Here is a 13,250-nt window from a genome sequence, read left to right on the forward strand (position 1 = left end):
AATTAATATATATACTCTTCTTTGTTAGCCATCATTTCATTGTAGTCTTCTTTAGATCCTACAATCGTGTGATCGTATTCTCTCATACCTGTACCTGCAGGGATTCTGTGACCTACAATTACATTTTCTTTCAATCCTTCTAAATTATCTACTTTACCTGCAACAGCAGCTTCGTTTAATACTTTAGTAGTCTCTTGGAAAGAGGCTGCAGAAATGAATGATTTTGTTTGAAGAGAAGCTCTTGTGATACCTTGTAACACTGGAGTTGCAGTTGCTGTAATTACATCACGAGCAACAACTAAGTTCTTATCGGTACGTTTCAACAATGAATTTTCATCACGTAATTGACGTGGCGTAATGATTTGTCCTGGTTTCAACACCTCTGAATCTCCAGCATCTTCAACTACTTTCATACCATATAACTTATCATTTTCTAAGATAAAATCTTTAGTATGAATCAATTGATCTTCTAAGAATAAAGTATCTCCTGGATCTTGAACTTGAACTTTACGCATCATTTGACGAATTACTACCTCAAAGTGTTTGTCGTTAATTTTAACCCCTTGTAAACGGTATACTTCTTGAATTTCGTTCACCAAGTACTGTTGAACAGCCGCTGGACCTTGAATTCTTAAAATATCATCTGGCGTAATGGCACCATCTGAAAGTGGAGCTCCAGCACGTACAAAGTCGTTTTCTTGAACTAAAATTTGACTTGATAATTTTACCAAGTACTTCTTCACTTCACCAAATTTAGACTCAATGATGATTTCACGATTACCACGTTTGATTTTTCCGAAAGAAACAACTCCGTCGATTTCTGAAACTACAGCTGGGTTTGAAGGATTACGAGCTTCTAACAACTCTGTAATTCTTGGTAAACCTCCTGTGATATCTCCTGATTTAGAAGAACGACGAGGAATTTTCACCAATACTTTACCTGCTTTAATTTTCTCACCATCGTCAACCATCAAGTGGGCTCCTACTGGTAAGTTATACGAACGAATTAATTCATTGTCTTTACCATATACTAATAAAGTAGGAATTAATTTTTTGTTTCTTGCTTCAGAAATAACTTTTTCTTGGAAACCAGTTTGTTCGTCGATTTCAACCATATAAGTTTGACCTTGTTCTAAATCTTCGTAAGCAATTTTACCAGTAAACTCAGAAACAATAACTCCATTATATGGATCCCATTTACAGATTACCTCTCCTTTTGCAACAGACTGACCGTCTTTTACAAAAATACTTGAACCGTAAGGGATATTATTTGTACTTAATAAAATACCTGTTTTTTCATCGACTAATTTCAATTCAGTAGAACGAGAAACAACAATATCCACTGCGTTTCCTTCATTATCTTCTCCTTTAACTGTTTTTAAATCTTCGATTTCTAGTTTTCCTGGGAAACGAGCAACAATGCTTGATTCTTCAGAAATACCTCCTGCTACCCCTCCAACGTGGAAGGTACGAAGTGTTAACTGTGTACCAGGCTCTCCAATAGATTGTGCAGCAATAACTCCTACTGCTTCACCTCTTTGAGTCATTTTTCCAGTAGCTAAGTTTCTACCATAACATTTAGCACAAATTCCTTTTAATGCCTCACAAGTTAATGGAGAACGAACCTCTACTTTTTCAATCGGAGAAGCTTCAATTGCTTTTACAATTGTTTCTGTTATTTCTTGTCCTGCAGCAACTAGAATTTCATTATCTAATGGATTTACAACATCTTGTAATGCTACACGTCCAAGGATTCTTTCTCCTAAAGTTTCTACTATTTCTTCGTTTTTCTTTAAAGCCGAAACTTCAACACCTCTCAATGTTCCACAATCATCAAGATTAACAATAACATCCTGAGAAACATCATGTAATCTTCTTGTTAAATACCCTGCATCCGCAGTTTTAAGAGCCGTATCTGCAAGACCTTTACGAGCACCGTGAGTAGAAATAAAATACTCAAGGATAGAAAGACCTTCTTTAAAGTTAGACAAAATCGGGTTTTCAATAATCTCACCACCACCAGCAGTCGATTTTTTAGGCTTAGCCATCAAACCACGCATACCAGTTAACTGACGGATTTGTTCTTTAGATCCCCTTGCTCCAGAATCAAGCATCATGTACACTGAGTTAAAACCTTGTTGGTCTTCTCTAATGTTTTTCATTGCTGCCTCTGTTAATTGAGCATTAGTAGATGTCCACACATCAATAACTTGGTTATAACGTTCGTTATTGGTGATAAGACCCATGTTATAGTTAGCAGAAATACCTTCAACTTGCTCTCTAGCATCTGCAATTAATTTAGTTTTTTGCTCTGGAATTCTAATATCACCTAATGAGAATGACAAACCACCTTTGAAGGCAAATTTGTATCCCATATCTTTCATATTATCTAAGAAAGCAGCTGTTGTAGGCACATCAGTAACACTTAAAATGTGACCAATAATATCTCTTAAGTTTTTCTTAGTTAATACATCATTGATATATCCAGCAGCTTCAGGAACTACTTCATTAAACAATACACGACCTGCAGTAGTTTGGATTATTTTGTAAACCAACTCTCCATTTTCATTAAAATCTTTTGCTCTAATTTTTACACGAGCATTCAATTCTAATCGTCCTTCGTTTAATGCAATGTTTACCTCTTCAGCAGAATAGAAAGTCAAATCTTGACCTAAAATTTTATGCTCAGGAGTTGATAAACGCTCTTTGGTCATATAATATAGACCCAAAACCATGTCTTGAGAAGGTACCGTGATAGGCGCTCCATTAGCAGGGTTCAAAATATTGTGAGAAGCCAACATTAATAATTGTGCTTCCAAAATTGCCTCTGGTCCTAATGGCAAGTGAACCGCCATCTGGTCACCATCAAAATCCGCGTTGAATGCCGTACACACTAAAGGGTGTAATTGGATTGCTTTTCCTTCAATTAATTTTGGTTGGAACGCTTGGATACCTAAACGGTGCAAAGTAGGAGCACGGTTCAGTAATACTGGGTGTCCTTTAATTACGTTTTCAAGGATGTCCCAAACTACTGGCTCTTTTTTGTCAATTATTTTTTTAGCAGATTTAACCGTTTTTACAATTCCTCTTTCAATCAATTTACGGATTACAAAAGGTTTGTATAATTCAGATGCCATATCTTTTGGGATACCACATTCGAATAATTTCAACTCAGGTCCAACAACAATTACTGAACGAGCAGAATAATCTACACGTTTTCCAAGTAAGTTTTGACGGAAACGTCCTTGTTTACCTTTTAATGAATCCGATAATGATTTTAATGGTCTGTTTGATTCTGTTTTAACCGCAGAAGCTTTACGAGTATTATCGAAAAGTGAATCTACAGATTCTTGTAACATACGTTTTTCGTTTCTCAAGATTACTTCAGGAGCTTTGATCTCCATCAATCTTTTCAAACGGTTGTTACGTATAATTACACGACGGTATAAATCATTCAAATCAGAAGTTGCAAAACGACCTCCATCTAGTGGCACAAGCGGACGTAATTCTGGTGGAATAACAGGAACTACTTTCATAATCATCCACTCAGGACGATTCTCGCGGTTCAAGTTAGACTCACGGAAAGACTCTACTACTTGTAATCTTTTTAAAGCTTCTGTTTTACGTTGTTTAGAGGTTTCATTATTCGCACTATGACGTAAACTGTATGATAATTCATCTAAGTCGATACGTGCTAATAAATCCATAATACACTCTGCTCCCATTTTGGCAACAAATTTATTTGGATCAAAATCGTCTAAATATTGATTGTCAGCTGGAAGTGTATCTAAAATATTCAAATACTCTTCTTCTGTCAAGAAATCTAATCTTTGTAATGGTTCTCCTTCAGCATTTTTAGCAATACCTGCTTGGATTACTACGTATCTTTCGTAGTAAATAATCATATCTAATTTCTTAGATGGCAATCCAAGGATGTATCCAATTTTGTTTGGAAGAGAACGGAAATACCAAATATGAGCAATTGGCACCACAAGGTTGATGTGTCCTACTCTATCTCTACGTACTTTTTTCTCGGTAACTTCTACACCACAACGGTCACAAATAATTCCTTTGTAACGAATTCTTTTGTATTTTCCACAAGCACATTCAAAATCCTTAACAGGACCGAAAATTCTTTCGCAGAAAAGACCGTCACGCTCTGGTTTGTGCGTTCTGTAGTTGATAGTTTCAGGCTTTAATACTTCACCTCTTGATTCTTTTAAAATAGATTCAGGAGAAGCAAGTCCTATCGAAATCTTGTCAAACCTTTTAACTTGGTTTTTGTCTTTGTTATTTCTATTATTCATCATAGTTTTTACTATTGATTTATTTGCAATTAAAAAATTGATTTTAGATTTATGATTTACTTTTATTTTGCAATTGTATTACTCCATAAACAATAAACCATTCAGCTAATACCTCGAATTACTTCTCTAAACTTCAAACGCAATTTTTGAAGTGCTAGTTATAAAAGCCTAAAGCTTCAATAAAAAATCGGAACGGTTTACGGGTATAAATCTTTAAAAACTTATTAATAACTTGTTTCAAGTTTAAAGTTTCAGGTTTACAACTTGAAACCTGAAACTTGAAACAAAAAACTATTCTTCTAATCTGATATCTAAACCAAGACCTTTCAATTCATGCATTAATACATTGAATGATTCTGGCAATCCTGGTTCTGGCATAGACTCACCTTTAACGATTGCTTCGTAAGATTTAGCTCTACCAATAACATCATCAGATTTAACAGTCAAGATTTCTCTAAGTGTACTTGATGCTCCATAAGCTTCAAGAGCCCAAACCTCCATCTCTCCAAAACGTTGACCTCCAAATTGAGCTTTACCACCCAATGGTTGTTGTGTAATCAACGAGTATGGTCCGATAGAACGTGCGTGCATTTTATCATCTACCATGTGTCCTAATTTCAACATATAGATAACACCCACTGTTGCAGCTTGGTGGAAACGTTCTCCAGTACCTCCATCATAAAGATAAGTATGTCCAAAACGTGGTACACCTGCTTCATCAGTCAAAGCATTGATTTCGTCTAAAGAAGCACCATCAAAAATTGGAGTAGCAAATTTTCTACCCAAATTCATTCCAGCCCATCCTAAAACGGTTTCATAGATCTGACCAATGTTCATACGAGAAGGTACCCCAAGTGGATTCAATACGATATCAACTGGTGTTCCGTCTTCCAAGAAAGGCATATCTTCATGACGAACGATACGAGCAACAATACCTTTGTTACCGTGACGACCCGCCATTTTATCCCCAACTTTCAACTTACGTTTTTTAGCAATATATACTTTCGCTAATTTCAAGATTCCTGATGGCAATTCATCTCCAACAGTAATAGTGAATTTCTCTCTACGTAATGCACCTTGTAAATCGTTCAATTTAATTTTATAGTTATGAATCAAATCATTAACCATTTTATTAGTAGCCTCATCAGCTACCCATTGACCTTTACTTAAGTGAGCAAAATCTTCAACAGCATATAACATTTTTTGAGTGTATTTTTTACCTTTTGGTAAAACTTCTTCACCCAAATCATTCATTACACCTTGAGATGTTTTTCCATTAACAATCAAGAATAATTTTTCAACTAATTTGTCTTTTAACTCAACAAATTTAGTTTCAAATTCTAACTCAAGTTTGTCTAAAGCGTCTTTATCTTGTGTTCTCTTACGTTTGTCTTTTACCGCTCTTGCGAATAATTTTTTATCCAAAACAACACCGTGTAACGAAGGAGATGCTTTCAATGACGCATCTTTAACATCACCTGCTTTATCTCCGAAGATTGCACGAAGCAATTTCTCTTCTGGAGTAGGATCTGATTCCCCTTTAGGTGTAATTTTTCCGATAAGAATATCACCAGGTTTTACCTCGGCTCCAATTCTAATCATACCGTTTTCATCCAAATCTTTAGTAGCTTCTTCAGAAACGTTAGGAATATCATTCGTTAATTCTTCGTTACCTAATTTAGTATCTCTCACTTCCAATGAATAATCATCAACGTGAATAGAGGTAAAGATATCGTCACGAACTACTTTCTCAGAAATTACAATCGCATCCTCAAAGTTGTACCCTTTCCAAGGCATGAAGGCTACTTTCAGGTTTCTACCTAAAGCTAACTCTCCGTTTTGAGTGGCATATCCTTCAGATAAAACTTGACCTGGAACTACTCGATCTCCTTTTCTTACGATAGGCTTCAAGTTAATGCTTGTTCCTTGGTTAGTTTTTCTAAATTTAATTAAATTATATGTTTTCTCATCAGCATCAAAACTTACCATTCTTTCTTCTTCAGAACGATCGTATTTGATAGTTATGATGTTAGCATCAACATATTCTACTGTTCCGTGTCCTTCAGCATTAATTAATACTCTAGAATCTGAAGCTACTTGACGCTCTAAACCAGTTCCAACAATTGGAGCTTCTGGACGAATCAATGGTACTGCTTGACGCATCATGTTAGATCCCATCAAGGCACGGTTCGCATCATCATGTTCCAAGAAAGGAATCAATGAAGCCGAAATCGATGCAATTTGGTTAGGAGCAACGTCAGTATAATGTACATTAGATGGTTCAATAACAGGGAAATCACCTTCTTGACGTGCAATTACGTTATCAGCAGTAATTTTTCCTGAATTTTCCATTTGAATGTTTGCTTGTGCAATCATCATACCTTCTTCTTCTTCAGCGCTTAAGTAAACAGGAGCTGATTCTAAATCAACAACTCCATTCGTTACTTTACGGTAAGGAGTCTCAATGAATCCCATACCATTCACTTTTGCATAAACACCAAGAGATGAAATCAAACCAATGTTTGGTCCCTCTGGAGTTTCAATAGGACATAAACGTCCATAGTGTGTATAGTGAACGTCACGAACCTCGAAACCAGCTCTTTCTCTTGAAAGTCCACCAGGTCCAAGTGCAGATAATCTTCTTTTGTGTGTAATCTCAGCCAATGGATTCGTTTGATCCATAAATTGAGACAATTGGTTCGTTCCAAAGAAAGAGTTGATTACTGATGATAATGTTTTTGCATTAATCAAATCAATAGGTGTAAACACCTCGTTATCTCTAACGTTCATTCTCTCTCTAATAGTTCTAGCCATACGAGCTAAACCAACACCGAATTGTTGAGACAATTGTTCACCAACTGTTCTAACACGACGGTTTGATAAGTGATCTATATCATCAATCTCTGCTTTAGAGTTGATTAATTCAATCAAATATTTAACAATGGTAATGATATCTTCTTTGGTAAGCACTTGCTTTTCCATAGGAATATCCAAACCAAGTTTTTTGTTCATTCTGTAACGACCTACTTCACCTAAGTTGTAACGTTGGTCAGAGAAGAACAATTTATCGATAATACCTCGAGCAGTTTCTTCATCAGGCGGTTCTGCATTACGCAATTGTCTGTAGATATGCTCAACAGCTTCTTTTTCAGAGTTTGTTGGGTCTTTTTGTAAGGTGTTATGAATGATAGCGTAATCTCCTTGATTAGCATCTTCTTTATGTAACAAAATAGATTTAACGTTAGAATCGATAATCTCTTCCACATTATCTTTGTCGATAATAGTATCTCTATCAAGGATAATTTCGTTACGTTCGATAGAAACTACCTCACCTGTATCCTCATCCACGAAATCTTCGTGCCAAGTATTTAATACACGTGCTGCTAATTTTCTACCAATATATTTTTTAAGCCCCGTTTTAGAAACTTTAATTTCTTCAGCAAGGTCAAAAATTTCAAGGATATCTTTATCTCTTTCAAAACCAATAGCTCTAAATAAAGTAGTTACTGGTAATTTTTTCTTTCTATCGATATAAGCATACATTACGCTATTGATATCAGTAGAAAATTCTATCCAAGAACCTTTAAAAGGAATTACTCTGGCAGAATATAATTTAGTCCCATTAGCATGGAATGATTGTCCAAAGAATACACCAGGTGATCTATGTAATTGAGAAACAACTACACGTTCAGCACCATTGATAACAAAAGTACCACTTGGCGTCATGTAAGGAATTGTTCCAAGATAAACATCTTGTACAATAGTTTCAAAATCTTCGTGTTCTGGATCTGTACAATACAATTTTAGCCTTGCTTTTAAAGGCACACTATAGGTAAGACCTCTTTCTATACATTCTTGAATTGTATAACGTGGTGGATCAACAAAATAATCGAGGAATTCCAATACAAAGTTATTCCTTGTATCTGTGATTGGAAAGTTTTCCATGAAGGTGTTATATAAACCTTCGTTGCCTCTTTCATCAGATTTAGTTTCCAATTGGAAAAAATCTTTAAATGATTTCACCTGAACATCAAGAAAATCTGGATATGCAGGAATATTTTTTGTAGAGGCAAAATTCAATCTTTCAGTCTGATTTGTTATCATCGATGGACAAAATTTTGATTTAAAAAAAGTAATTTTTTGTGCAAAAACACTGTTTAATTTATACTTTCTTTTTTGTAACCAACACATCTTTAAAAACAAACTAAACGAATTAGTCGGTTTTTTTTCTTCGTATTGATCAAAAACTTTTTCGTATTTTAAACTTAATTTATAATAAAATTGGCTATAATTTTATTATACGAAAAATGGTTTAGGTCATCGAGTGTTACTACTCAAGACCTAAACCTTGTTCTAAAACTATGTAAAAGTTATTTTAACTCAACAACAGCTCCAGCTTCTTCTAAAGATTTTTTAAGACCTTCAGCCTCTTCTTTAGAAACACCTTCTTTAACGTTGCTTGGAGCACCGTCAACTACATCTTTAGCTTCTTTCAAACCTAAACCTGTAAGTTCTTTTACTAACTTAACAACTGCTAATTTAGAAGCACCAGCATCTTTCAATACTACTGTGAATTCTGATTGCTCAGAAGCACCACCAGCTTCACCAGCACCACCAGCAGCAACTACTACAGCTGCAGCAGCAGGCTCAATACCATACTCATCTTTTAATATTGTTGCTAATTCGTTAACTTCTTTTACTGTTAAATTAACTAATTGTTCTGCGAATTGTTTCAAATCTGCCATTTTTTCTATCGTTTTAAAATGATTTGTAAAATATAATTTATATTGTGCGCGTTTTCTACACTTAATTAAAGCCAAGCTTAATTAAGCAACCTCTTCGTCTTTGAAGTGGTTTTGAAGAGCAGAAATAACTCGTTGTGCTGGTGATTGAAGTAATCCAATGATTTCGCCAATAAGTTCTTCTTTCGATTTGATAGTTGCCAAAGCATCTAACTGATCGTCTCCAATGTAAACTTCAGAATTAATATAAGCTCCTTTTAATACAGGCTTATCTGATTTTTTTCTGAAATCTTTAATAATTTTTCCAGGTGCATTTGCTATATCTGCAATAAAAATAGCGCTATTACCAGTTAAAACTGATGGTAAATCACCATAATCATTATCAGAAGCTTCCATTGCTTTTGCAAGCAATGTATTTTTTACAACCTCTAATTTAATACCTGCTTTAAAACAAGCTCTTCTTAAGTCTGAAGTAGTCTCTGCATTTAATCCAGAAATATCAGATACATAAATAACATTTGTACCAGCTAACTGTGCAGTTAAATCTTCAATCGCGATTGATTTTTCTTCTCTAGTCATACTAAAAATTATTAACTACCAATTATACTGCTTTTGGATCCAATGCAATTGCAGGACTCATTGTGCTTGTAAGGTGAATACCTTTAATATAGGTACCTTTTGCAGCAGTTGGTTTAAGTTTGATTAATGTTTGAATAATTTCGTGTGCATTGTCATAGATTTTATCAGCATCAAAAGATACTTTACCTATACCTGCATGTACAATACCAGTTTTATCAACTTTAAAATCGATTTTACCAGCTTTAACTTCTTGAACTGCTTTTGCAACATCCATAGTTACCGTACCTGTCTTTGGATTTGGCATTAAACCTCTAGGTCCTAAAACACGACCTAATGGACCCAATTTACCCATAACAGCAGGCATAGTGATGATTACATCAATATCAGTCCAACCATCTTTTATTTTTTGAAGATAGTCATCTAAACCAACGTGGTCTGCACCAGCTGCTTTAGCTTCAGCTTCTTTATCAGGTGTTACAAGAGCTAATACTCGTACATCTTTTCCTGTTCCATGAGGTAATGTTACAACACCTCTAACCATTTGATTCGCTTTTCTAGGATCAACACCTAAACGTACTGCGATATCAACAGACTCATCAAATTTTGCAGAAGCTACAACTTTAATCAACGCCGCAGCATCTCTCAAAGTATATAGTTTGTTCTTTTCAATTTTTGAAGCAGCCTCTTTTTGCTTTTTTGTCAATTTTGCCATGTCTTTCTTTTAATTAAAAAGGAGCTTCTCCTGATACAGTTATACCCATAGATCTAGCTGTTCCAGCAACCATACTCATAGCAGATTCAATAGTGAATGCGTTTAAGTCTGGCATTTTGTCTTCAGCAATAGTTCTAATTTGTTCCCAAGTAACGCTAGCTACTTTTCTACGATTAGGCTCACCAGAACCAGATTTAAGCTTTGCAGCTTCCATTAACTGAACGGCCGCTGGAGGAGTCTTAACGACAAAATCAAATGATTTGTCTTTATACACAGTGATTACCACTGGGCATACTTTGCCAGGTTTATCTTGAGTTCTAGCATTAAACTGCTTACAAAACTCCATGATGTTTACCCCAGCAGCTCCTAAAGCAGGTCCAACCGGTGGCGACGGGTTCGCAGCACCTCCCTTAACTTGTAGTTTAACTACTTTACCAATTTCTTTAGCCATTTTTAAAAAATTTAACATTACAATTATTGGAAGCAATTGTAATGGTTATTATAGATGTAACAAAAAATTATACTTTTTCAACTTGCATAAAACTTAACTCTAAAGGTGTTTTTCTTCCGAAAATTTTCACCATTACTTCAAGTTTACGCTTTTCTTCATTTATTTTTTCAACTGTACCATTGAAACCATTGAAAGGCCCGTCAATAACCTTCACTGTTTCTCCTAAGCTGAACGGTATTGCTTGAGTATCTGTTGAAACAGCTAACTCGTCTACTTTACCTAACATTCTATTTACTTCTGCTACTCGTAAAGGAACTGGCTCCCCGTTTTTAGTTTCTCCTAAAAACCCAATAACACTAGTAATAGACTTTATTATATGTGGAATCTCTCCAACTAAATTAGCTTCAATCATAACATAACCAGGAAAATACACTTTATCCTTGGCTATTTTTTTACCATCTTTAACAGTTACAATCTTCTCTGTTGGGACTAATACTTGAGAAACATAATCTCCCATTCCCAAACGAGCGATTTCAGTCTCAATATAAGTTTTCACCTTATTCTCTTGACCGCTTACCGCGCGAACAACATACCATTTTTTGATATTATTATCTGTCATCGCAAAAAGAATTAAGCTTTTATCCAGTTAAAAAATCCAGCTAATGCTTTAGCAAAAAATTCATCTACCCCCCAAGTTGCCAAGGCAAATACAACTGAAAAAACAGCAACAATAATTGTCAAACGCTGAACTTCTGACCAAGATGGCCAAGTTACATTAGACTTTAACTCTTCGAATGCTTCCGATATGTAATTAACAACTTTTGTCATTATGATATATATTTTGCACGGGCGGAGGGATTCGAACCCCCATCAACGGTTTTGGAGACCGCTATTCTACCCTTGAACTACGCCCGTTTGTTAATAAAAGCCAGTAATGAGAAACATTACTGGCTTTTGAATTTTATACTTTAAAAGTATTATAGAATTTCAGTTACTTGACCAGCACCTACAGTTCTACCTCCTTCACGGATAGCAAAACGTAATCCTACGTTCAATGCAATTTCACTCAATAAGTTAACTTCAATAGTTAAGTTATCTCCTGGCATTACCATTTCTACACCAGCAGGCAATGTAATTACACCTGTTACGTCTGTTGTACGAACATAGAATTGAGGACGATAGTTATTGTGGAATGGTGTGTGACGACCACCTTCTTCTTTTTTCAAGATATACACCTCAGCTTTAAATTTAGCATGTGGTTTAACTGAACCTGGTTTACAGATTACCATACCTCTTTTGATATCAGCTTTATCGATACCTCTCAATAACAACCCTACGTTATCTCCAGCCTCACCTCTATCAAGGATTTTACGGAACATCTCAACTCCTGTAATTGTAGAAGTTAATTTATCAGCACCCATACCGATGATTTCAACAGGATCTCCAGTATTAGCAACTCCAGTTTCGATACGACCTGTAGCAACAGTTCCACGACCTGTAATTGTAAATACGTCCTCAACTGGCATCAAGAATGGTTTAGCGTTATCACGAACTGGCTCTTCAATCCAAGCATCAACAGCTTCCATTAATTCAATAATTTTAGGTACCCAGTTTGGATCATTATTTAATCCTCCTAAAGCAGAACCTTGAACAACAGGACCATTATCTCCATCATACTCATAGAAAGACAATAAATCTCTGATTTCCATTTCAACTAATTCTAACAATTCTGGATCATCAACCATATCCACTTTGTTCATGAATACAACGATTCTAGGAATACCTACTTGACGTCCTAATAAAATGTGCTCACGAGTTTGTGGCATAGGACCATCAGTTGCAGCTACAACAAGGATAGCACCGTCCATTTGAGCAGCACCAGTAACCATGTTTTTAACGTAATCCGCGTGACCTGGACAGTCAACGTGTGCGTAGTGACGGTTAGCTGTTTCATACTCTACGTGAGATGTATTAATAGTAATACCTCTTTCTTTCTCTTCTGGAGCGTTATCAATTTGATCAAATGATTTTGCTTGACAGTAACCAGCATCAGATAATACTTTCGTGATTGCAGCAGTTAAAGTAGTTTTTCCATGATCTACGTGTCCAATTGTACCGATATTCAAGTGCGGTTTGGAACGATTAAAATTTTCTTTTGCCATTTTACTTAATTTTTAATCTTAGTTATATATTTATTAGTGTTCAAATATTCTATTTTGAGCCAATGACGGGATTTGAACCCGTGACCTCTTCCTTACCAAGGAAGCACTCTACCCCTGAGCTACACCGGCGGTAAAGTTTTTTGTTTCAGGTTTAAAGTTTCATGTTTTATACAACTTGAAACTTGAAACTTAATCAACTTTTGTTTGTGGGGAGAGCAGGATTCGAACCTGCGAAGTTTTCACAGCAGATTTACAGTCTGCCCTCGTTGGCCGCTTGAGTATCTCCCCGAACCATTA

General features: G+C 35.5%; 9 protein-coding genes and 3 tRNA genes. All 12 read right to left on the bottom strand.

The genetic code is table 11. The annotated features are described in order from the left end of the window. Nucleotides 1–2: 2 nt before the first annotated feature. Nucleotides 3–4,310: a DNA-directed RNA polymerase subunit beta' gene (gene rpoC / locus MG292_RS00135; RefSeq protein WP_264532595.1), complete on the bottom strand. Its 4,308-nt coding sequence runs from the start codon at nucleotides 4,308–4,310 to the stop codon at nucleotides 3–5. A 288-nt stretch (nucleotides 4,311–4,598) separates the two neighbouring features. Continuing rightward, nucleotides 4,599–8,411 (bottom strand): DNA-directed RNA polymerase subunit beta, encoded by a 3,813-nt coding sequence (gene rpoB / locus MG292_RS00140; protein WP_264532594.1) that lies wholly within the window; start codon nucleotides 8,409–8,411, stop codon nucleotides 4,599–4,601. A gap of 266 nt (nucleotides 8,412–8,677) precedes the next feature. Beyond that, nucleotides 8,678–9,052 carry a 50S ribosomal protein L7/L12 gene (gene rplL / locus MG292_RS00145; RefSeq protein WP_264532593.1) on the bottom strand — a complete coding sequence of 125 codons (375 nt, stop codon included), beginning with the start codon at nucleotides 9,050–9,052 and terminating at the stop codon, nucleotides 8,678–8,680. Between the two features lie 81 nt (nucleotides 9,053–9,133). After that, nucleotides 9,134–9,628 carry a 50S ribosomal protein L10 gene (gene rplJ / locus MG292_RS00150; RefSeq protein ID WP_264532592.1) on the bottom strand — a complete coding sequence of 165 codons (495 nt, stop codon included), beginning with the start codon at nucleotides 9,626–9,628 and terminating at the stop codon, nucleotides 9,134–9,136. Between the two features lie 22 nt (nucleotides 9,629–9,650). Further along, nucleotides 9,651–10,340 carry a 50S ribosomal protein L1 gene (gene rplA, locus MG292_RS00155; RefSeq protein ID WP_264532591.1) on the bottom strand — a complete coding sequence of 230 codons (690 nt, stop codon included), beginning with the start codon at nucleotides 10,338–10,340 and terminating at the stop codon, nucleotides 9,651–9,653. 13 nt (nucleotides 10,341–10,353) lie between these two features. Continuing rightward, nucleotides 10,354–10,791: a 50S ribosomal protein L11 gene (gene rplK / locus MG292_RS00160; protein ID WP_264532590.1), complete on the bottom strand. Its 438-nt coding sequence runs from the start codon at nucleotides 10,789–10,791 to the stop codon at nucleotides 10,354–10,356. A 67-nt stretch (nucleotides 10,792–10,858) separates the two neighbouring features. Then, nucleotides 10,859–11,410, bottom strand: a complete 552-nt coding sequence (gene nusG / locus MG292_RS00165) for a transcription termination/antitermination protein NusG (protein WP_264532589.1) — start codon at nucleotides 11,408–11,410, stop codon at nucleotides 10,859–10,861. 11 nt (nucleotides 11,411–11,421) lie between these two features. After that, on the bottom strand, nucleotides 11,422–11,619 hold the full coding sequence (secE, locus tag MG292_RS00170) for a preprotein translocase subunit SecE (protein ID WP_264532588.1): 198 nt from the start codon (nucleotides 11,617–11,619) through the stop codon (nucleotides 11,422–11,424). Nucleotides 11,620–11,635: 16 nt separating this feature from the next. After that, a tRNA-Trp gene (locus tag MG292_RS00175) sits at nucleotides 11,636–11,706 on the bottom strand. Nucleotides 11,707–11,768: 62 nt separating this feature from the next. Further along, nucleotides 11,769–12,953: an elongation factor Tu gene (gene tuf / locus MG292_RS00180; RefSeq protein WP_264532587.1), complete on the bottom strand. Its 1,185-nt coding sequence runs from the start codon at nucleotides 12,951–12,953 to the stop codon at nucleotides 11,769–11,771. 57 nt (nucleotides 12,954–13,010) lie between these two features. Next, a tRNA-Thr gene (locus tag MG292_RS00185) sits at nucleotides 13,011–13,082 on the bottom strand. 78 nt (nucleotides 13,083–13,160) lie between these two features. Beyond that, nucleotides 13,161–13,241, bottom strand: a tRNA-Tyr gene (locus MG292_RS00190). Between the last annotated feature and the right edge of the window lie 9 nt (nucleotides 13,242–13,250).

It is taken from the genome of Flavobacterium keumense, from assembly GCF_029866485.1.
Taxonomy (GTDB): domain Bacteria; phylum Bacteroidota; class Bacteroidia; order Flavobacteriales; family Flavobacteriaceae; genus Flavobacterium; species Flavobacterium keumense.

Excerpts from the sequence above, each read along its gene's own strand:
- rplL (WP_264532593.1), bottom strand. The coding sequence starts at position 9,052 with ATGGCAGATTTGAAACAATTCGCAGAACAATTAGTTAATTTAACAGTA.
- rpoC (WP_264532595.1), bottom strand. The coding sequence starts at position 4,310 with ATGATGAATAATAGAAATAACAAAGACAAAAACCAAGTTAAAAGGTTT.
- secE (WP_264532588.1), bottom strand. The coding sequence starts at position 11,619 with ATGACAAAAGTTGTTAATTACATATCGGAAGCATTCGAAGAGTTAAAG.
- nusG (WP_264532589.1), bottom strand. The coding sequence starts at position 11,410 with ATGACAGATAATAATATCAAAAAATGGTATGTTGTTCGCGCGGTAAGC.
- rplA (WP_264532591.1), bottom strand. The coding sequence starts at position 10,340 with ATGGCAAAATTGACAAAAAAGCAAAAAGAGGCTGCTTCAAAAATTGAA.
- tuf (WP_264532587.1), bottom strand. The coding sequence starts at position 12,953 with ATGGCAAAAGAAAATTTTAATCGTTCCAAACCGCACTTGAATATCGGT.
- rpoB (WP_264532594.1), bottom strand. The coding sequence starts at position 8,411 with ATGATAACAAATCAGACTGAAAGATTGAATTTTGCCTCTACAAAAAAT.
- rplJ (WP_264532592.1), bottom strand. The coding sequence starts at position 9,628 with ATGACTAGAGAAGAAAAATCAATCGCGATTGAAGATTTAACTGCACAG.
- rplK (WP_264532590.1), bottom strand. The coding sequence starts at position 10,791 with ATGGCTAAAGAAATTGGTAAAGTAGTTAAACTACAAGTTAAGGGAGGT.